This is a genomic window from Gynuella sp. (assembly GCF_050297175.1).
Classification (GTDB): domain Bacteria; phylum Pseudomonadota; class Gammaproteobacteria; order Pseudomonadales; family Natronospirillaceae; genus Gynuella.
Genome location: NZ_JBNKSF010000043.1, coordinates 182,927 through 202,790, shown reverse-complemented (window position 1 = coordinate 202,790; position 19,864 = coordinate 182,927). Strand labels below are relative to the sequence as shown.

General features: G+C 49.4%; 16 protein-coding genes. 10 read left to right on the top strand and 6 right to left on the bottom strand.

Annotated features, from left to right (window positions below):
- The 4 genes from ACQY6I_RS18900 to ACQY6I_RS18885 form a co-directional block, all read left to right on the top strand.
- On the top strand, positions 1 to 813 hold an 813-nt coding region (locus tag ACQY6I_RS18900), incomplete at its 5' end, for an RHS repeat domain-containing protein (RefSeq protein ID WP_428243064.1).
- Positions 810 to 1,241: a hypothetical protein gene (locus ACQY6I_RS18895; protein ID WP_428243063.1), complete on the top strand. Its 432-nt coding sequence runs from the start codon at positions 810 to 812 to the stop codon at positions 1,239 to 1,241. The genes ACQY6I_RS18900 and ACQY6I_RS18895, both read left to right, overlap by 4 nt.
- Positions 1,211 to 1,783, top strand: a complete 573-nt coding sequence (locus ACQY6I_RS18890; protein WP_428243062.1) for an RHS repeat-associated core domain-containing protein — start codon at positions 1,211 to 1,213, stop codon at positions 1,781 to 1,783. The genes ACQY6I_RS18895 and ACQY6I_RS18890 overlap by 31 nt, the downstream gene beginning before the upstream one ends.
- An 11-nt stretch (positions 1,784 to 1,794) precedes the next feature.
- The gene (locus ACQY6I_RS18885) at positions 1,795 to 2,100 is read left to right on the top strand and encodes a hypothetical protein (protein WP_428243061.1); all 306 of its coding nucleotides are present in this window, start codon (positions 1,795 to 1,797) and stop codon (positions 2,098 to 2,100) included.
- A gap of 626 nt (positions 2,101 to 2,726) precedes the next feature.
- On the opposite strand, the gene ACQY6I_RS18880 is transcribed toward ACQY6I_RS18885, so the two are convergent.
- The 5 genes from ACQY6I_RS18880 to ACQY6I_RS18860 form a co-directional block, all read right to left on the bottom strand.
- Positions 2,727 to 4,439, bottom strand: coding sequence for an ABC transporter ATP-binding protein (locus ACQY6I_RS18880; protein WP_428243060.1), 1,713 nt, complete (start codon positions 4,437 to 4,439; stop codon positions 2,727 to 2,729).
- Between the two features lie 14 nt (positions 4,440 to 4,453).
- Positions 4,454 to 5,542 carry an ABC transporter permease gene (locus tag ACQY6I_RS18875; protein ID WP_428243059.1) on the bottom strand — a complete coding sequence of 363 codons (1,089 nt, stop codon included), beginning with the start codon at positions 5,540 to 5,542 and terminating at the stop codon, positions 4,454 to 4,456.
- Between the two features lie 13 nt (positions 5,543 to 5,555).
- Positions 5,556 to 6,494, bottom strand: a complete 939-nt coding sequence (locus ACQY6I_RS18870; protein ID WP_428243058.1) for an ABC transporter permease — start codon at positions 6,492 to 6,494, stop codon at positions 5,556 to 5,558.
- A 213-nt stretch (positions 6,495 to 6,707) separates the two neighbouring features.
- Complete coding sequence (locus ACQY6I_RS18865) at positions 6,708 to 8,489, bottom strand: ABC transporter substrate-binding protein (RefSeq protein WP_428243057.1); 1,782 nt, start codon at positions 8,487 to 8,489, stop codon at positions 6,708 to 6,710.
- A 413-nt stretch (positions 8,490 to 8,902) separates the two neighbouring features.
- Complete coding sequence (locus ACQY6I_RS18860; RefSeq protein ID WP_428243056.1) at positions 8,903 to 9,721, bottom strand: helix-turn-helix domain-containing protein; 819 nt, start codon at positions 9,719 to 9,721, stop codon at positions 8,903 to 8,905.
- Positions 9,722 to 9,935: 214 nt separating this feature from the next.
- Between ACQY6I_RS18860 and ACQY6I_RS18855 the strand changes: the two genes are divergently transcribed.
- From ACQY6I_RS18855 to ACQY6I_RS18835, 5 genes are all read left to right on the top strand, one after another.
- Positions 9,936 to 11,408, top strand: a complete 1,473-nt coding sequence (locus tag ACQY6I_RS18855) for an alanine/glycine:cation symporter family protein (RefSeq protein ID WP_428243055.1) — start codon at positions 9,936 to 9,938, stop codon at positions 11,406 to 11,408.
- A gap of 206 nt (positions 11,409 to 11,614) precedes the next feature.
- Positions 11,615 to 13,030 (top strand): aspartate ammonia-lyase, encoded by a 1,416-nt coding sequence (locus ACQY6I_RS18850; protein ID WP_428243054.1) that lies wholly within the window; start codon positions 11,615 to 11,617, stop codon positions 13,028 to 13,030.
- Positions 13,030 to 14,046 (top strand): asparaginase, encoded by a 1,017-nt coding sequence (gene ansA / locus ACQY6I_RS18845; RefSeq protein ID WP_428243053.1) that lies wholly within the window; start codon positions 13,030 to 13,032, stop codon positions 14,044 to 14,046. Before ACQY6I_RS18850 ends, ansA begins: the two co-directional genes overlap by 1 nt.
- 111 nt (positions 14,047 to 14,157) lie before the next feature.
- The gene (locus tag ACQY6I_RS18840) at positions 14,158 to 14,466 is read left to right on the top strand and encodes a hypothetical protein (protein ID WP_428243052.1); all 309 of its coding nucleotides are present in this window, start codon (positions 14,158 to 14,160) and stop codon (positions 14,464 to 14,466) included.
- Between the two features lie 233 nt (positions 14,467 to 14,699).
- Positions 14,700 to 16,106: a class I adenylate-forming enzyme family protein gene (locus tag ACQY6I_RS18835; RefSeq protein WP_428243051.1), complete on the top strand. Its 1,407-nt coding sequence runs from the start codon at positions 14,700 to 14,702 to the stop codon at positions 16,104 to 16,106.
- Positions 16,107 to 16,138: 32 nt separating this feature from the next.
- Here the strand turns inward: ACQY6I_RS18835 and metE are convergent, their stop codons facing one another.
- Complete coding sequence (gene metE / locus ACQY6I_RS18830; protein ID WP_428243050.1) at positions 16,139 to 18,424, bottom strand: 5-methyltetrahydropteroyltriglutamate--homocysteine S-methyltransferase; 2,286 nt, start codon at positions 18,422 to 18,424, stop codon at positions 16,139 to 16,141.
- 103 nt (positions 18,425 to 18,527) lie between these two features.
- Between metE and ACQY6I_RS18825 the strand changes: the two genes are divergently transcribed.
- A complete protein-coding gene (locus tag ACQY6I_RS18825; protein WP_428243049.1) occupies positions 18,528 to 19,415 on the top strand; it encodes a LysR family transcriptional regulator in 888 nt (295 codons plus the stop codon).
- The last annotated feature ends 449 nt before the right edge of the window (positions 19,416 to 19,864 follow it).

Below are 19,864 nucleotides of genomic sequence, written 5' to 3'. Positions count from 1 at the left end.
CTGGGAGAGCAGGTGATTGCGATGAGAGTCAGTGGCAATCGTTTGTATTATGTGCACAATGATCACCTCAATACGCCCAGAATATTAACTGACCAAAACCAGGCCAAGGTGTGGGAGGTTCAGACCACGCCGTTCGGGGAGGTGAGTGAAGAAATCACCACGGGCATCACTAACCTGAAAGGCTTTCCTGGGCAAATGCGAGACCCAGAGACGGGCTATAGTGATAACTGGCACAGAACCTACGACCCGAGTATTGGGCGGTATCTGCAGAGTGATCCGATCGGGCTGAATGGTGGGTTGAATACGTATGGTTACGTCAATGGGAATCCAATCAACTTCTATGATCCCAATGGACTAATCGCTTGTGCAGCATCGGGTAACTGGGCGGCGGCGTGTGCCGCTGCTGCGGCAGCGGCTGAAGCCGCCGGTTCAGCAGTGGCGGGAGCTGCCACAAGTGCTGCAGTATTCGTTGGTGGTATGTTGATACCCAGTGGTATGAGCGATGGGACATTGGCTGGCAATGGAGTTACCCCGCCTTATTTCAATAGCTCGGATGATGACGATGAGTTGGTTCCTCATTTTCCAGGATTGCCATCGAGAGTTGATCCTAGTGAATGGCAGTGTATGGCAGAACAACCTACATCACCTTTGCCAACTCCCCCAGAAGACCCAAGAGAGAAGTGTTTCAATGGCGCAAAGTTCATGTATGCCCAATGTTTGGCCACGTCTTCAAGTTCAGCATCATGTTATGCCGCTCTACTTGCGAGAATAGCAATATGTTCTCTTCATTCTCCTGGAGGTGGTGATCAATGAGAGAGTTTCGTTACGATACATCTATATTTAAAAAAAATTTAGCCAGAAGCCTAATTAGAGATATTTTGATAATAGTTGTATCTATTTTCGTTGCAGTCATGGTTAATCATATTCAATGGCTATCCATTACAGTTGTGTTAATAGCTGCTCTAAATTTGTTGATAGATCTAGTCAGTCTCCCAAAATCAAAGAAACTCTTAAATACTAATTCTCTGTGTATCAATAGTGGCGTTTTGTATTTTTCAGCAGTAAAAGATACCCAACTTTATGTATCTTCTATGAAAGTTATTAGAGTTAAAAAAGATTCCAGGGGTAACGTTCAGTCACTTACCCTGAAAACGGAATTCAATCAGAAAATTAAGCTTTCAGGATTTATTGATATGAATGGTATATATGAGTGCTTGGTGAAAGGAGGTATCCAGATATAGCTACAGCTTCACGGGACCTGCAGAGTGATCCGATCGGGTTGGGTGGTGGACTCAACACCTATGGATACGTCGGTGGAAATCCGCTGAGTTATGTGGATCCAAATGGTTTAAGAGGTGCATTGGGGCAGGCCACTGCCACTTATTATGACATCATGACCGGTGGTGCAGCTGCCAATGGTGGACATGGTGGTATCAGTGGTTATGGCAGTCAGTATGATTTGTATTTTGATCAGAATAAGTTGCCTACACCACCGCGTCATCATGAGGATGGTTCAGCATCTACCGGTGAGGAGCCACCAGCATATTTTGTAGTAGAAGAACCGCCCGCCTATTTTATGGATAACTCAAGTAATCAAAACACTCCGCTACCAAAAAGCCGAGACTGTAATGCTGCTGAGTGGGCGCAGTGCAATCAGCAGTGTGGAGGTGTAGCTGAAGGCTGCTACGTTACAGTTACATGGAAATTACGGCTAAGAAATGGCACAACTGTGCGTAGCTCGCAAAAAAATGTTGAATGCTCTTGTTACGATGATTGCAGATAGGAAAGGAAATAATGAAAGAATATATTAAGCACGATGTTTACTTTATGGTTACCTATCCTGACAAAAATCTGGCCTATCCAGTAATTGAATCTTATGTATTTATAGGACGAAATATATTTGGAGATGAAATAGGCAATACTTGGTACTTCCAATATTCAACAAGCTTTGGCCGTTATGGATCAATACTTGATACAGAAGATGGAGATAGGCGAATAGAGGAAGTTAAAGAGGAGGAATTAATTTCCTTTTTAACACGAGAAGAGCTTGAACAGGAACTACAACAGTCTGAAAAAAGACGCAATATACCAAGAGCTTGATTGTCCAAGGATTACCAGTATCTAGTCTAAAAAATAAAGGGGAGGCAATTATTTTAAGCGCCTCCTCCACATCAACAGCCCCAGCCGGGGGGCTGTTCTGTTTAACTTAACGGCCCAATCCGCTACCGCCAGCCCCGAACCGCTTCCACCTCCCCATACACCCGGTTCAACTGATGTTCGACCAACCCGATTACCCCGGAGACCAACCGCGCCACCTGGGAGAACTAATGGATATAGAATGACCTTTTAAAACATCCCGCTACTGCCAGAGCATCGACCTCCCCATACTCCCGATTCAACTCGAATACCATTCATGATGGTATATTCCAGCCCCGAAGCGCCGGACCGAGTCTTCCATGGCCGGTTGTTCAGTCTTTAGCGGGGTGGGCTTCACTCCTTGGATGCTTTCCAATAGAGCTGGTTTCATATTTGCCTGTTTTACGTCAGACCAAGCTTCGGTTTCCGGATGGTGCTGCGCTTATTTGGCTTGCGCGCTTTAGGTGAAGGTATATCACGGATGCTTGTATGTCGGTGCAGGTGACATTTTACGGTTCACTGTTTTTTCGCCCTATGGGGTTAACCCGGTTGGTATTCCGGGTTAACAAGGCGGTTAGTGGGCGAACCATTTAGCCGCTGACGTGCTGAAATAACATCCCGCTACCAATAGGGTCTTTGGGGACGGAGGAAATGAGTTTTCGGGTGTATAACTGTTGCGGATTGCTATACAGGTTGTCCGGGTCTCCGATTTCCACTACCTTACCCTGCTGCATGACCATGATCTGATCGGAGATGTGTTTCACGACCGATAAGTCATGGGAAATAAACAGGTAAGACATGTTGTATTCGTCTTGCAGATCCTGCAGCAGGTTCAGAACCTGCGCTTGTACCGAAACATCCAGAGCGGATACTGATTCATCGCAGATCAGGATTTCCGGTTTCAGTGTCAGGCATCGGGCAATGGCAATGCGTTGTCTTTGTCCGCCAGAGAATTCATGAGGATAGCGATGGAACGCACTCTCGGGCAGACCGACTTTTTCGAGTAGTTCTTCAGCTAACTGTTTGCGTTGTTGTCGGTTGTCACCAATGTTATGCAACAGCATTGGTTCCATAAGAATCTGGCCCACGGTAAAACGGGGATTTAATGATGCATACGGATTCTGAAAAATAATCTGTATTCGTGGTTTCAATTGTTTAAAGTCTTTCGCGGCCATGCGGAGAATTTCCTGGCCGTCGAAATAAGCATGGCCGGCCGTGAACTCGTGCAGACGCATCAAGGTCAGACCGACAGTGGACTTACCGGATCCGGATTCACCGACGATGCCCAGGGTCTTGCCCCGTTGCAGCTGGAACGAGACGTTATCGACGGCCTTTAAATCCTCATGACTGAATAGCCCGGTTTTGATTCGAAAATATTTGCTCAGCCCCACCACATCCAGCACGATGTCGCCGTCTTGTTGATAACCCCGATGCCGTTCCGGTGGTGGCGTATAGGGTTTGTCCTGTAGAAAGTCATCGATAACGGCCAGTCGTTGTGGGCGGCTGGTCAGGCTTGGCCGACAGTTCAGCAGAGCTTTGGTGTAATTGTGCTGAGGATTGGAAAAGATGGTTTCTATGCTGCCCTGTTCGCAAATGGAGCCATGGCGCATAACCACCACTTCATCAGCAAACTCTGCGACTACACCCAGATCATGGGTAATAAACAGAACCGACATGCCATGGCGTTTCTGCATCTGTGTCAGCAGGTCCAGAATCTGTTTTTGAATGGTCACATCCAAGGCTGTCGTCGGTTCGTCGGCAATCAGCAGTTTGGGTTCACAGGCCACAGCCATGGCAATCATTACCCGTTGCTGTTGACCACCTGACAGTTCGTGCGGATAGGCGTTGATGCGGTTTTCGGGATCAGGCAGACCGACTTCGTTGAGCAGTTCGATGGTTCTGATACGGGCAGCTTTTCGCGACATGGATTTATGCAGCATCAGGGTTTCAATAATCTGATTACCAATGGTAAACACCGGATTCAGCGAACTCATTGGCTCCTGAAAAATCATTGCGATGTCACTGCCCCGTAGACGCCGCAGAGCTGGTGTTGAAAGTTTCAGAATGTTATTGCCGTTGAATTCAATCGTGCTGCTGGGATCGATAATCGTATTGGATTTGGGTAGCAGACCCAATAACGCCATGGAAGTTACGGATTTGCCTGAGCCTGATTCACCGACCAATGCGACGGTGGTGTTTTCGGGAACTTCAAAACTGATACTTTTTAAGGCGTGGAACAGGTTTCCGTCTTCGAGTTTGAAGTCGACTTTCAGATTTGTGACTTTGAGTAAAGGATTGCTCATTTTACGGCTCCACACTATTTCACTTTAGGGTCAAGCGCATCGCGCATGCTGTCGGTCAGCAGACTGAAGGCAGTGACCAGTACTGACATAAACACGGTAACGGTCACCATTTGCCACCAGTATCCCTGAATCAGTTCGGCCGGTACTTCCGCAAGCATGGAGCCCCAGCTGGTCTGGGTGATATCGACACCAAAACCGAGGAATGACAATACCACTTCTGACTTGATCATCCCCACGGTCAGAATGGAAAACTGCACCAGCAGAATATGACTGACGTTGGGTAATATGTGTAGGAACATTTTCCGTGACTGTCCCGCACCGATGGTGTCAGCGGCCTGAACATATTCGCGGTGTTTATGTTTCATAAATTCTGCCCGCATTAAACGGAAAATGCTGGTCCAGGAGGTTAGGCCGAAAATGATGATCAGGGTATCGATGCCGCGCGCGAATACCACTGCAAATGACAGCAATAGCAGCATGTCCGGAATAGAGGTGAAAATACTGTAGAACCACATCAGAATGTCATCGACCCATTTACCAAAATATCCGGCGATGGCGCCGAGCAGGGTCCCGATAAGGATGGCGCAGAATGAACCGAACAAGGCAACCACTACGGATACCGAGGTACCTTTAAGGGTTTTTTGCAGAATATCGCGACCGCGACCGTCGGCACCCAGAATCAGGGTTTCAAGTTTTGGTGCCTGTTGCTGTTCATACTCTCCGGCATTGGATTCCGCCTCAGCCATTAATGCAGCCAGTGGGTCAGAGTCGTCGGTTTCGTCTGAAGCCGAATCCGTTGCTTCCAGACTGGAATCTTCAGCAATGCCAATTTTATTGGTATTAATCTCTGTGCCTCGTGGAATCCAGGTGGCAAATGTTGGTGGCGCATGGGGCAGGGCGATTTCATCGCGCCAATCGGCGCCGATCAGATTCACCCAGGCCCCCAGGCACAGTAACAGGTAGGCGATGACAATCAGCAGGCTGGTAAAGCCAACGCGGTCGCGTCGCAGTCGTTTCCAGGCCAGAGACCACAAACTGCGTGATGCAGTATGGGTGGCCGATTGATTGACGTTAGGGGTTTGGTCGCTGGTTTGAGAGGTCATGATCTTCCCTTATTTAATGAAGTTGCACACGTGGATCGATCAGTTTGTAGATCAGATCCGCCAGCAGATTGAAAATCATGACGGCAATCACCAGGTAAATGGTAATGGCCTTGATCACCGGAAAGTCACTGGAATCCACGGCTTTCAGAATTTCGTTACCGAGGCCTGGAATACCAAAAAAACGCTCCATCAGCACTGAACCGGTAATCATATACGGCAGTGCGGTCATAACACTGGTGATGATGGGAATCAGTGCATTACGCATGACGTGTTTGAGCATAATCGTTTGTTCTGACAAGCCCTTGGCCTTGGCAGTACGCACATAATCGCTGTTCATTTCCTCAACAAAACAGGTGCGATAAAAACGGGTATCTGGCGCAATGCTGACCGCCAGGCCGATCAATAGCGGCAGCGGGATATAAATCAGAAAATTTTCCCAGAAACCATTCCCCCAGCCATACACCGGAAACCATTGCATCTTATAGGCAAGAAAATATTGCCCGGCGATGATGTACACCAGGATGCTGATTGACATGGCAATGGTTGAGAGAATAGTGATGGTGCGGTCATAAATGCTACCGTTGAAGAAGGCTACGGATGCGGCAAATATCAGTGAAATAAATAAGGAACAGATCTGCCAGGTCAGAATCAGCATGATCGAGGGACCGATACGGTTATTGATGATATCCGAGACCGGCTGCTGGGTAGACCAGGATGTACCAAAATCCATGGTCACCACCTGTTTGATGAAAATCAGAAACTGTTCCGGCAGGCTTTTGTCCAGCCCGAGCTGGGCACGAATGCTGGCCAGCATTTCGTTACTCAGACTTTTGCCAGCCAGAATATAAGAGGGATCACCACCGACCAGATTATACAATGCGAACAATAGCAGCATGACGCCAAGCAGGGTCGGAATCATCTGCCAGACCCGGCGAATTATATAAGAAAACATGAAGGCTCCAGTTGTTACCTTGGCAATCAGACAGATCGTTCGAAGTTACCTGACGTGGTCTGCGACTATGGTTGTCAGTGTTTCGTATTGGTTTTCAGGCATTAATGATACATTTCTGTGTCATTGTATGATGCCGCCATAAATACCTGTCAGATCAATAGCACACAAAACCGGTATAGGTCATAGCCTATACCGGTGCAACAATATTAAATATTATTTTTTAAGTTCTATGTAACGCCAGCCGTTGAGGATTGGATGGATTTTATATCCATGCACGTAGCTTTGCGTGACAATACTTCTGACCCGTGTATCACTAAAAATATAGGGCTGATATTGGGCAAGCAGTTTGTCCATTTTGTCATACAGTGATTGGCGTTTTTTTCCGTCCGGCAGTTTCAGAGCCTGTTCGTAATACTCGTTAAACTTCGCCAGATCGAAAAATGCAAAGTTTGAATCCCCGCCGTTCGGGCCATAAAACATCTGCATGAAGTTTTCCCCATCAGGATAGTCGGCCCCCCAGGCAAGGCCCCACATCTGTAGTTTGCCTTCACGGTTGGCTTTGGACAGCTCACTCCATTTTCCGGTTTTAAAGGTAAGTTTCAGGTGCAGTGAATCGAACGCCTGTTGCCAGTACTCATTCCATTCTCTGTCGATGGCAGCGGTTCCGGTACCCATTTCAACGCTCAAAGGGGAACCATCCGGCAGGGTACGGTAGCCATCGGCGCCGATTTTATAGCCAACAGCATCCAGTAGGGCATTGGCCTTGGCAGGATCATATTTCGCACCATCGCGGGCTTTCGGGTTGTGGCCGGCGACTCCTTCCGGAATCGCATATTCGACCGGAACTGCCTGACCTCGACGAATACGGGCGATCGTTTCCTGGCGTGGAAAGGCCATGGCAATGGCCCGGCGTAGTGCAATTTTGTCTGCGCTATAACCGCCTACGATGGGATCATTCATGTTGAAGAAGTAAAAGGTGATTTCCAACAATCTTTTACGCTGCATCTGAATCCCCATCTCGACATATTTGGGGGCCAGCTTGACGTCCAGAGGATTCTCCGGGTTAATGATCAGTGCTTCTCTTAGAGCAGGCTGAGGGATACCAACAATATCCAGCTGCTTGTTAAGAAACGCCAGCCAATTTGGCTGTTCTTCTTGAATAATGCTGACTTCAATATTGCCGGTTTGAGGGATCACTTTGCCATGCATATCTTTGGCAACGGCGACGGAAGTGGGGTCTGACTTGTCCGCTTTGAAATTAAATATCTCTTTACGGAATCTGGGATTGGCGGTCAGCGTAATTTTAGAACCCGGCTTCCATTCTTTGAGCATGTATGGTCCGGTACCGACCGGGTGAGCATTGGTGTTGTCAGCATAGGCCTCAACGACTTCGCGGGCGACTGCGCTGAAAGCCGGCATTGCCAGAATGGTGGCAAAGTTATAGTTCACGTCGGTCAGGTTCAATTGCAGCGTGTACTTATCCAGCGCCTTGATACCTTCTACTTCGGTATCGTAGTTCAGCGGCCCCTGACCTGCTTGTTTGACCAGTTCGTCGAGTCCGACAAATCGACCATCCACCAGATAGCTTTGTGGTGAATTGATGGTTTTATCCAACAGGCGTTTTAATGAGTAGACGAAGTCGGCTGCGACCAACTCACGTTTTTGTCCTTTAAACGCAGGGTCATCGGCAAAATAAATGCCTGGTTTGATTTTAAAGGTATAGGTTTTACCCCCATTGCTGATTTTTGGCATGTCTTCGACGACATTGGGAATAATTTTGATGGGGCGGGCCAGATAATCATAGGTGAGCAAGGTATCGTAAATGTTTTCATTAATACTATTTGAATAATTATCGGATACCTTTGCCGGATCGAAACCGGTGGCACCGGCAACAAATGAAAGTCTGAGTGTTTTGTTCATATCAGCGGCATACAGCAGGCTTGAAGAGGCCAATGCGGCTGAAAAAAGAATCGCTTTACAAAGTGTTCGCTTCATCAATTGCTCCCAATGTATCAATGACAGGGTGATGACCATTATCACCGTGCCTAACAGGTTATAGAGTTTGCCAGGGCCGGCATACAATCATTTGATTTCTGTAGTCAATGTTTTCCTTAAATACTTAACTGCCTGTAATGGACGTTATGGCTATGACTGGAAATGTCCATCCTGTTTTATTGTTTGGTCGGTCAGTATGCACTTTTTTTGAACGTGTTAAATGTCATCTGATAAAAAACAGCGCATTGACATCATTCAACAGCAGTACTGATGGCTGCCATGAAATTGTTATGCCACATGACTGACATAATTGCGACTTTGATCAAAAGAAACGCATTAAATAGCTGGAAATATGCCATTGTATAAAGGTTGAGCGAATAATCTTCTGATAACTTTGAAATTTTCGGTACTTCTTAGTAGAAATGACGGGCGCGAAAATGCCATTCATCATCACTCATGTTATTACTAATGGCGTTCAACAGTGCGGTATCAATCTCCGGTGAATGTTGATCGTACAAACCGCACATCGACAGTGCCCGCAGCTTATCTATGGACTGACCAAGATGTTCGTAGACCACTCGGGCACAGCACGGCATGCGCTCTCCACTGCCGGAAACACCCAGTTTTAAACCGGTCAGTCGTGAAACCCTGTTCTTGAATGACGGAAATAGAATGGTCTGAGTGATTTCGTTGCCGGTCAGGGATTCATAATCGACCATAAAAATCCGATCATGAAGAAAATACGCCATCCCCAGATATATGCCGTGAAAGATTTTGTCGTCCGGATGTTCCTGTAATCGTTCTGTACGTTGGTAATAGATTTTGTCTTCTCGTTCTTCGAGTCTGACCAGGGTGCGCAGAATCTTGCCGGGACAGGCCATGGATTGGTAATGCTCAAAGTAATAACCCAGATATTTTGCCAGCCCTTCAGAGCCCTGTTGATGCAGCTTTTGCAGATGGCTGAGTTCCAGTAACTCCGGAGCGTCGTCAGGCTGACTGCGGGAACGCACTTTGATCAGGCGCTGAAACTGATCATGAGGCAACATGATTTCATGCATTTCGACACCAAAAAAATCACAGAAACGTATCATTTTATGGGCGGAAGGCTTGCTCGTACCGTTGAGATAACGGTTGAACTGCGGTCGATTGACATCCAGCCGGCGACAGACCTCCGCGATGGATTTGTAATAACTGCACAACAATCGCAGGTTGCGGGGAAAATCCTCATGCATGATGGTTTGGACCCAGTAATTGTTCAGAGTTTGTTCAGTTCAAGCGTAGGAAATATATCATAAATAGCGCGTTATGATGCTTTTATGGCATCAAATGGCATCACAATGCAACAGGTTGTCAAATATTCTGACCAGCGACTCTTTGGTTGAATAGAGCCTTCATAACAATGACAAAAACAACAACGCGATAGTGATTCGCAGATGGAGGCAGAATATGTTGGGTCTATTGAATGATCTTCTATGGGGAAAGGTACTGATTGTTGTACTGATCTCCCTCGGGCTGTGGTTTACGATTGCATCCAGGTTTGTGCAATTCCGCTATTTCGGAAAAATGTTCCGTATTCTCAGTACCAATCAAGCGTTTAAAGACGATAAATATGGTCATTTAAGTTCATTTCAGGCGCTTTTGTTATCCGTTGCCGGCCGGGTCGGCGGTGGGAATATCGCGGGTGTTGCCGTGGCCATTACCCTGGGCGGCCCGGGTGCCATCTTCTGGATGTGGGTGGTTGGTCTGGTTGGCATGGCGACCAGTTATTTTGAATGTACCCTGGCGCAGGCTTTTAAGAAGTCAGAACCGGATGGTACCTATCGGGGCGGTCCAGCCTATTACATTACCCGAGGGCTCGGAAAGCAGTGGAAATGGCTCGGTGGCTTGTATTCGGTTCTGCTGCTGATCACCTTTGGTTTCGGTTTCAACGCTTTGCAGTCTTATTCGGTGGCGACATCGGTCAACGATGCGTTCGGTATTCCAACGTATTACACCGGAATTGCATTGGCGATGGTGGTTGGTCTGATCATTTTTGGCGGGGTTAAACGGATCGCCCGGGTTGCTGAGGTGCTGGTACCGGTTATGGCTCTGGGCTATTTGGGCATTACCCTTATGGTACTGGGTCTGAATGCCGGCAAAATTCCAGATGTGTTTATGTTGATTGTCAAAAGCGCTTTCGGTCTTGAGCCGGCCATTGGCGGTGGTATCGGTGGTGCCATTCTGCTGGGTGTGAAGCGTGGCCTGTTTTCCAATGAGGCCGGTCTCGGCAGTGCGCCGAATGTCGCCGCTGTGGCCTACGTACCGCATCCGGCCAATCAGGGCATCGTGCAGGCATTTTCGGTCTTCATCGATACGTTGATTCTGTGCTCTTGTACGGCATTTATCATTCTGCTCAGTGGTATTTATGATCCGGCCACCATCGCGGATCAGGGTGGCGTGGCATTGACTCAGACCGCCCTGGCTGACCACGTGGGTGAATGGGGTCGTAGCTTTGTGAGTGTGGCGCTGCTGCTGTTTGGTTTCAGTACTATCATCTATAACTACTACCTCGGTGAAAACAGTCTTAACTTCTTTAGTGGTGAGAATCAGAACATCTATAACGCCTTCCGTGTGGCCATCATCTGCCTGTGCTGCTGGGGTGCCATTATGGATCTGGGAACGGTCTTTGCGTTTGCGGATGTGACCATGGGATTCCTGGCGTTGGTTAACCTGTTTGCTCTGGCATTGCTGTTCAAAACCGGTCTGCGGATCATGAAAGATTATGATCAGCAACTGGCCAGCGGCGTTCGGGTGCCAACGTTTGATGCTCAGCGTTTCAGTGATTTGAACATTGATTCTTCTGCCTGGGAACTGGAACCCGAAGATCAGCAACAACGTCAGTCCGGCGCGTCTGAGACCGCGACCAGCACTGGTCGCTGAAGCTGATTGGTGGCACAGGGACGTGCCAGTGATGAATACAGAATTCGATTTGCAGTTCGCAGGATGGCAGCACCTGCGAGGTAGTTAACCTGGCAGAACAACAAGCTCACTGGTCAGTTTTCCGGCTTATATGATTCCCCTCGGTTAATGGATATTGGCTGCTGAATAAAAACGTCAATTTGTATTAGCTTGGATATTTTGCACGCATGAAAACACGTATTGAACACGATCTGCTCGGCGATAAAGAAGTACCGGTGGATGCCTGGTATGGCATTCAGACGCAACGAGCAGTGGAAAACTTCGCCATCACCGGCGTACCTATCAGTCATTTCCCGGAACTGGTTAAAGCCCTGGCACTGGTCAAAATGGCAGCGGCCAAAGCGAACAATAAACTGGGTAATCTCGATAGCACTAAAACCGGTGCGATTCTCGCAGCCTGTGAGGACATTTGTGCCGGTCACCTGCATGACCAGTTTGTGGTCGATTTGATTCAGGGCGGTGCCGGAACCTCCACCAACATGAATGCCAATGAGGTGATTGCCAACCTGGCGCTCGAAAAACTGGGCCATGGTAAGGGCGAATATCAGCATCTGCATCCCAATGATGATGTCAACCGTTCACAGTCCACCAACGATGCCTATCCGACAGCGGCTTGCCTGGCGATTCAGTTCGCGGCTGATCCGTTGATTGACACCATTGAAAGCCTGATTGCGGCATTGTCGAAAAAAGGGGTCGAATTTGCGGATGTGGTGAAGATGGGACGTACTCAGTTACAGGATGCCGTACCCATGACCCTGGGACAGGAATTCGAGGCATTTGCTGTTAACCTCAGTGAAGATATCGATCGTCTGCGCGAAGCCTGTGCATTGCTGTGTGAAGTCAATCTGGGTGGTACCGCCATTGGTACCGGCATTAACACCCATCCGGAATACGCGGCGCTGGCAGTCCGTTATCTGGCTGAATTTTCCGGTAAACCCATGGTGCGTGCCGCCAACCTGGTGGAAGCCACCTCAGACATGGGCGCATTCGTGCTGTTCTCCGGTATATTACGGCGCTTTGCAGTCAAGCTGGGTAAGATGGCCAACGACCTGCGCCTGTTGTCCAGTGGCCCGAGAGCGGGTTTTGGTGAGATCAAACTACCGCCAATGCAACCCGGTTCGTCCATCATGCCCGGTAAGGTTAATCCAGTGATTCCGGAAGCGGTTAATCAGACGGCTTACCAGGTGATTGCTAATGATCTGGCAGTTACCCTGGCAGCCGAAGCAGGACAATTGCAGCTGAATGCCATGGAACCACTGATTATCTACAATCTGTTGAATTCTATGAAAATGCTGGGCTCAGCCTGCTCAATGTTGGAAAATCGCTGTATTCAGGGAATCGAGGCGGACCGTGAGCGTTGTGCGCAATTGCTGGATCAAAGCATTGGCACCATTACTGCGCTGGTTCCTTATATTGGCTATGCCAACGCGTCACGCATTGCCCAAACTGCCCTGCATACCGGCAGTACAGTTCGGGAGCTGGTGTTGGCAGAGGGTTTGCTTGATGAGGCTGAACTGGAACAATTGCTCAGCCCGCAGTCCATGCTGGCCCCGCATCTGACAACCATAAATAAAAAGAGCTGATGAAACGTCGCATACTAATACTGCATACCGGTGGCACCATTGGTATGCAAAATTCCCCTCAGGGGTACGTTCCGGCGACAGGATTTGCGGATCTTGTCGCCCTGCAATTACAGGCGCGGGCGGTAGAAGAGTTACCGGCCTATGACCTGGTGGAGTTTGAACAACTGATCGACAGTTCCAATCTGAACCCATCCGATTGGATGCAGATTGGTCGCCGTATCACGGAACACTGGCAGGACTATGATGGTTTCATCGTTCTGCACGGCACCGATACCATGGCCTACACGGCCTCGGCGCTGTCATTTATCCTGCAGGGGGCGAATAAGCCCGTGATCGTGACAGGCTCTCAGATTCCCCTGACCGAATTGCGTAATGATGCTCTGGATAATCTGGTGACCAGTATGATACTGGCTGCTGATGAGCGGATTTCCGAAGTCTGCATTTATTTCAATGGCCGCCTGTTGCGTGGTAATCGCAGTACCAAGGTGCGCAGTGTGGGGTTCGATGCATTCGATTCACCCAATCTGGACTGGCTGGGTGAGATTGGCATACACATTCAATTGCGCCAGAATTTGTTATTGCCGGCTGGTCAACCGCATTTTGAATTACCCGAATTCAGTGCCGGTGCGGTGGTGGTCGCGCCTATGTATCCCGGTATTCAGGCCAGAGTGATTCGCGATTTGATTGATCATGATGATGTTCGGGCGCTGATTATCCAGTCTTATGGCGTGGGTAATCCTCCTGATGGCAATCGCGCACTGATCGATGAACTGGCGCGTGCCGGTGAGCAGGGAATCGTGGTGGTTAACATCAGCCAGTGTTTGCAGGGTGGCGTTTATCAGGGTGCATATGCGACCGGTTCCGCACTCAATCAGATAGGTGTTGTCGCCGGTGCCGATCTGACCCTGGAAGCGGCATTTACCAAGTTGCATCATCTGGTTGCCATGGGTTCCGATGCGGATTCCATCCGTCATCTGTTTGCCGAGGCATTGTGCGGAGAATGCACCGTCAACTGAGTGTTACACATGGTCTGGACATATAATCACCAACGGGGCGATCCAGATCATATCAATACCAGTGCAGACAACGGCACAATAGTGTGATGTGATCGTTCTGTGCTGTTGCTCATGCATCCCTCTAAACCCTCCAGTCGAATTGCCATGCAACAATTGCTCTGTACTATTCGTGAGCAGCTGCCTTTGGGCGCCCCTGAAGCTGACTTGTGCCAGAAGACCTGTATCGGTTGTCCTAAAAAACTGATGGGCTATCTGGAGCAGGAAGTGAATGATTGGCAGAGAGCGCTGGATAATGGAGATGTCCCCAAACTGGGTGACATTCGTCTGCTGGCCCGTACGGCCCGAAAAATATATGCGGTCATCGAAAAAAATGATTTGCTCATGCCTCAGCGTTCACCGGTGTCTCGTACACTTGAATGATTGTCTTTTCTTTACCAAGTGGTAAAGAATCCAAAATTCCATATCAGACTGGCCAATAATCCTAATAAGCCTGTATCAGGCGCTTGATTGACTGATCGGGTGTTGATCTGTTCGGGCTATCCGGCAATACAGTAATACTTTGCAGCGACACCCCTGCCGGATTCATACAGACAACACTCAGTATTCTTGTTTCAGGCAGCGGCGGTTCTCACCTTCAAAAAAGAGGCAATGTTATGACTTTCCCGGAAGCGATCATTCAGAAACTGGAGATACACCCGGAGCATGTTGTCGTGGAACAGGAATGCGATGGCCGGCAGGTCACTGCGGCTGAACTGTTGTCCATGGTGAGACGTCTGGCGGCCGCCATGAACGATGCCGGTCTTGGGCCCGGCAGTCACGTGGTCCTGATTCTGGATGTCTCACCCGAATCCCTGGCAATGTATCTGGCGCTCTATGCCCGTGGCTGTCTAGTGATCGATATCCGGCCTGGTTACAGCGAGGCGCAGTTGCAGTTTATTCTGGATCAGGGAGTGGACCGGGTGATCGATCAGCAGGTGGTGCATGGAATGCTGCAGACGCCTGAACGACCATTGGAACTGCTGGCGAGGATTGATGACATTGCCCATGTGGCCTATACCAGCGGCAGCACCGGACAGCCTAAAGGATGTTCCCGGACCTACCGGGCCCTTGCAACTCACTGGGCAGTCAATGCCGCCATGTTAAGTCCGGAGCTGCAGGAAATTGCTGCCCGTTCCCAACGTTTTTTGTTATTTGGGACGTTGGCCAGTATCCCGATACAGGATTTTTCCTTTCTCAGTCTGTTCAATGGTGGCACGCTGGTGATCCCCAGGATCGACGATGCGCCGTTGTTTCCGGATGTCATCACCCGGCTGAACATCACGGCTTCGCTCATGAATGTCCCACGTCTGTATCAGATGCTGGATACATTACGCACCCGTCACTGTGACCTGAGCAGCCTGAAGATGTTAATGGTGTCCGGCTCACCGATGTCGGACCACCGACTGTCTGAAGCGTTTGATCGATTGGGCCCCGTGGTTTATTTCGCCTACGGTCAGACAGAATCCAATTGTATTTCGATAATTACGCCGGATGAGATTCGTCAGGGCAGATATGGATCCGTTGGTCGGCCATTGCCACATGTACAGGTGGATATTCGCGAAGGTGAAGTTTATGTCCGTAATGAACTGGCGGCATTTGAGTATTGGCAGAAACCTGAATTGACCTGTGAGATATTTCAGGACGGTTGGATCAGAACCCGCGACTGTGGCTATATAAAAGATGGTTACCTGTATCTTGATGGCCGTGCCCGGGATGTCATCATGGTCAATGCTTTACCGGTATATATAGGACCTATTGAACGGGTGTTGAACAATCATCCAGAGATTGATGAAGCGTTCGTGGTAGGCGTGCCGGATGACACGGTGGGAGAGGCGGTTCATGCGTTTCTGATTGCCATAGATCAGCCGCCCGATCATGAGTCCATCCGAACCACTGTGCGCCAGTCGCTGGGTGATTCCAGTGTGCCCAAGAGTATCCATTTTGTCTCCTCCGTACCGGTCATGCCCAGTGGCAAAGTGGATAAAAAAGCGTTGGCAGCACAGTACCTGGCCGATGACTGACCGGCACTGTGCGTTGTATCAGTGTTGAAGGTTTACTCGGCAGTTGCCGATTGACGTAATACTCTGGCGGCACTGACCATGTTCTGCAGAGCCGGAATGACTTCCTCCCAGCGACGGGTTTTCAGGCCGCAGTCAGGATTGATCCATAGACGCTTATCTGGGATGCGCTCGGCAGCTTTACGCATAAGCCGAATGATGTGTTTCTGATCGGGTATGTTGGGTGAGTGAATATCGTAGACACCCGGGCCGATTTCATTGGGGTACTCAAATTCCTCAAACACATCCAACAGTTCCATATCAGAGCGGGAGGTCTCGATGGTGATGACATCCGCGTCCATCTGCGCAATGGCCTCAATAATATCGTTGAATTCCGAGTAACACATATGCGTATGGATCTGGGTTTCATCACGCACGCCATTGGCACTGATGCGGAAACACTCCGTCGCCCAGTCTAAATATACCTGCCATTCTGAGCGGCGCAGCGGTAAGCCTTCGCGTAAAGCTGCCTCATCGATCTGAATAATGTTGATGCCGGCGGCTTCTAAATCCAGGACTTCCTGACGGATTGCCAGAGCCAGTTGCAGACAGGTCTGCCGGCGCGATTGATCATCGCGGACAAATGACCAGTTCAGAATAGTCACTGGACCAGTCAGCATACCTTTCATGGGTTTGTCGGTTAGCGATTGGGCATATTTGATCCAGGTGGTGGTCATGGGGGTTGGCCGGCTGATATCGCCAAACAAAATGGGCGGCTTGACGCAACGGGAGCCATAAGACTGTACCCAGCCAAAGCGGCTGAATACGTATCCTTCCAATTGCTCGCCAAAATACTCCACCATGTCATTCCGTTCGGCTTCACCATGCACCAGTACATCCAGACCCAGCGCTTCCTGCTCACGCACTGCACGCTCGATTTCGGTTTTCATACCGGCCTGATAATCAGACCAGGATAACTGCTGTTGTTTAAAGGCAAGTCGGGCTTTGCGGATTTCCGCCGTCTGTGGGAACGAGCCGATCGTGGTCGTGGGGTAAAGAGGGAGTCGTAAATGCGCGGCCTGTTTTTGCGCCCGCTGGGAATAATGATGTTGACGTTGACCGAATGCTGGAGTGATTGTTTCCAGCGCTTGTGCCACCTGGGGATTATGCACCCGCGAGGACTGCTGACGGCTGACAATAGCCGCCTGATTGGCTGCCAACTCCGTTGCTACTGCTGCGCGACCCTGATTGATGGCTTTGCCAAGAACCGTCAGTTCAGTCAGTTTCTGCCGGGCAAAAGCGAGCCAGTTGCGGATTTCCGGATCCATGTCGGTTTCATTGTCGAGATCTACCGGGACATGCAACAGCGAGCATGACGGGGCCAGCCACAGCCGCTCACCGAGTTTCGCCGCAATGGGCTCAAGCCAGTCCAGAGTGGCGTTGAGATCGGTTTTCCAGATATTGCGGCCATCGATGACACCAACGGACAGTACCTTGTGGGCCGGTAGCCAGTCGACTATCCGACTTACCTCTTCACGGCCACGGACGGCATCGATATGAAGGCCGGCCACCGGTAAATGACAGGCCAGCTGCAGGTTTTCCTGCAAAGTGCCAAAGTATGTGGTCAGCAGGAGATTTGGGCGATTGGCTTTTAACGTATGGTAGGCAAACTCAAATGCATGCTTCCACTCAGGGGACAGTTCCGTCACCAGTGCCGGCTCGTCAATCTGTACCCATTCTGCCCCGGCATCCACCAGTGATTCCAGCAACTGACTGTAGACCGGCAGTAGTTTGGGCAGCAAGTCCAGGCGAGGAGAGTCGTCCTTGGCCTTGCTCAACCACAAATAGGTAACGGGGCCGATGATGACTGGTTTGGCCTTGATACCTGCATTGCGTGCCTCATTAAACTGCTCCAGCAGGCGGGTTGGGTTCAGGGAGAACGTGGTATCTGCCGTGACTTCCGGCACCAGGTAGTGGTAATTGGTGTCAAACCATTTGGTCATTTCACTGGCATGAAGGCAGGGTTCGGTATCGTTTTTGGTTGCTCTGCCTCTGGCGGCACGGAAATAATGTTCCAGTTCACTGCCATGCCGTTTGCTAATCCGGGTGGGTACGTTGCCGAGGCAAAAGCTCATGTCCAACACCTGGTCATAAAGGGAAAAATCCCCTACTGGAATCCAGTCCAGTGGCAGTTGCTGTTGCCAGTTCTGCATGCGGATATCCGCAGCCTGTTGTAACAGTTGCGTGGTACTGATCCGGTCATCCCAAAATGTTTCCAGTGCAAACTTCAACTCTCGATTGGCACCGATGCGCGGAAAGCCAAGGTTGTGCAGTAATGCCATGTGTGTTCTCCAATCTGTGAATATCACGGATTGTAGAAGAGGGTATTCATGATTAATAATGGTCAATTCTAATCAAATCATTAGTTATATTCATGAGTAAGCGATGATAGAACGAATCCATCTCCGTATCCTGCGGGAAATCGAACGTCAGGGATCACTGACTGCCGCTGCCAGCGCGCTGAATCTGACACAGTCGGCGCTCAGTCACACCATGAAGAAGCTGGAACAGAGTAAAGGCGTGCCCATGTGGAGCAAGGAAGGCAGAACTCTGCGGCTCACCCAGGCAGGTGAGTATCTGCTCAATGAAGCCAGACGCCTGTTGCCGCAGCTTGAACGTATCGATGAAGTCCTGCGGCAATATGCCGGAGGTGAGCAGGGCACTTTGCACATTGGGATGGAATGTCACCCGTGTTATCAGTGGTTGCTGCGGGTGGTCAAACCGTTTCTACAGCGCTGGCCGAATGTCGACATTGATGTGAAACAGCAGTTTCGTTTCGGGGGACTGGCGGCGTTGTACAACCATGATATCGATATACTGGTGACCCCTGATCCCATCACCCGTGCAGGCATTGTGTTTGAGCCGGTGTTTCCCTACGAGTTGGTATTGTTGGTCGGTGAAGCGAATCCCTTAAGGGAATTACCGTATGTTCGCCCGGATCAACTGTCGGATCAGGTCTTGTTAAGTTATCCGGTCAGTGCCGAACGATTGGATATCTATCAACAGTTTCTGGTGCCGGCGGGCTGTCGGCCCAAAAAGCATAAAACTCTGGAGGCCACAGAAATTATCCTGCAAATGGTGGCATCCGGTCGGGGGGTGACCACACTGCCGCAATGGTTGGTGGCCGAATATGCAGAAACCTTTGCGGTTTATCCAGTGCGTCTGGGGCAGCAGGGTATTCATAAACAGATTCACCTGGGCGTTCGAACCCAGGACGTAGATCATCTGCATATCCAGACGTTTAAAGAGTTCTCTCGTGTCTCTCAGCCGTAGAAAATCTATAAAGGAAAGGTAACGATAATAAACAGAATACTTGTTGTGGCCTTTGCTTGTTCGAAATTCAAAAGGTGTTGAAAATGCTGATTCTATGCTAACGAACTGGAATAGATATCCCGGTTATACCTGTTCGATATATTGGTTAATTTGATAATCACTGGTTTGTTCTTTCTTGCCTGTATCCTTCTGGGATAAGTCGGTTTTCATCGTGGCATATTTGTCTATGAGCGTTAACCGACATCCTTGCAGGCCAGTTAAATGGCAATGGTTTTGTGCTGCCGAATAGACAGTAAATGTTTTCCATCATCCGCTTGCAGATTGCTGTTTCAGTTTTTTCAGGCTGAAAGGGAAAAATTGGCAGCAAACATGCCTTTTTAGACCGGTGCTCCAACCTGTGTTTGATTTTTCATCGTGCGATAAAAGGTAAGAATGCATTCACTCACCGT

Bases quoted from the DNA above. Each gene is read 5' to 3' on its own strand.
- ACQY6I_RS18895 (WP_428243063.1), top strand. From the start codon at position 810: ATGAGAGAGTTTCGTTACGATACATCTATATTTAAAAAAAATTTAGCC.
- ACQY6I_RS18885 (WP_428243061.1), top strand. From the start codon at position 1,795: ATGAAAGAATATATTAAGCACGATGTTTACTTTATGGTTACCTATCCT.
- ACQY6I_RS18880 (WP_428243060.1), bottom strand. From the start codon at position 4,439: ATGAGCAATCCTTTACTCAAAGTCACAAATCTGAAAGTCGACTTCAAA.
- ACQY6I_RS18875 (WP_428243059.1), bottom strand. From the start codon at position 5,542: ATGACCTCTCAAACCAGCGACCAAACCCCTAACGTCAATCAATCGGCC.
- ACQY6I_RS18870 (WP_428243058.1), bottom strand. From the start codon at position 6,494: ATGTTTTCTTATATAATTCGCCGGGTCTGGCAGATGATTCCGACCCTG.
- ACQY6I_RS18865 (WP_428243057.1), bottom strand. From the start codon at position 8,489: ATGAAGCGAACACTTTGTAAAGCGATTCTTTTTTCAGCCGCATTGGCC.
- ACQY6I_RS18860 (WP_428243056.1), bottom strand. From the start codon at position 9,721: ATGCATGAGGATTTTCCCCGCAACCTGCGATTGTTGTGCAGTTATTAC.
- ACQY6I_RS18855 (WP_428243055.1), top strand. From the start codon at position 9,936: ATGTTGGGTCTATTGAATGATCTTCTATGGGGAAAGGTACTGATTGTT.
- ACQY6I_RS18850 (WP_428243054.1), top strand. From the start codon at position 11,615: ATGAAAACACGTATTGAACACGATCTGCTCGGCGATAAAGAAGTACCG.
- ansA (WP_428243053.1), top strand. From the start codon at position 13,030: ATGAAACGTCGCATACTAATACTGCATACCGGTGGCACCATTGGTATG.
- ACQY6I_RS18840 (WP_428243052.1), top strand. From the start codon at position 14,158: ATGCATCCCTCTAAACCCTCCAGTCGAATTGCCATGCAACAATTGCTC.
- ACQY6I_RS18835 (WP_428243051.1), top strand. From the start codon at position 14,700: ATGACTTTCCCGGAAGCGATCATTCAGAAACTGGAGATACACCCGGAG.
- metE (WP_428243050.1), bottom strand. From the start codon at position 18,424: ATGGCATTACTGCACAACCTTGGCTTTCCGCGCATCGGTGCCAATCGA.
- ACQY6I_RS18825 (WP_428243049.1), top strand. From the start codon at position 18,528: ATGATAGAACGAATCCATCTCCGTATCCTGCGGGAAATCGAACGTCAG.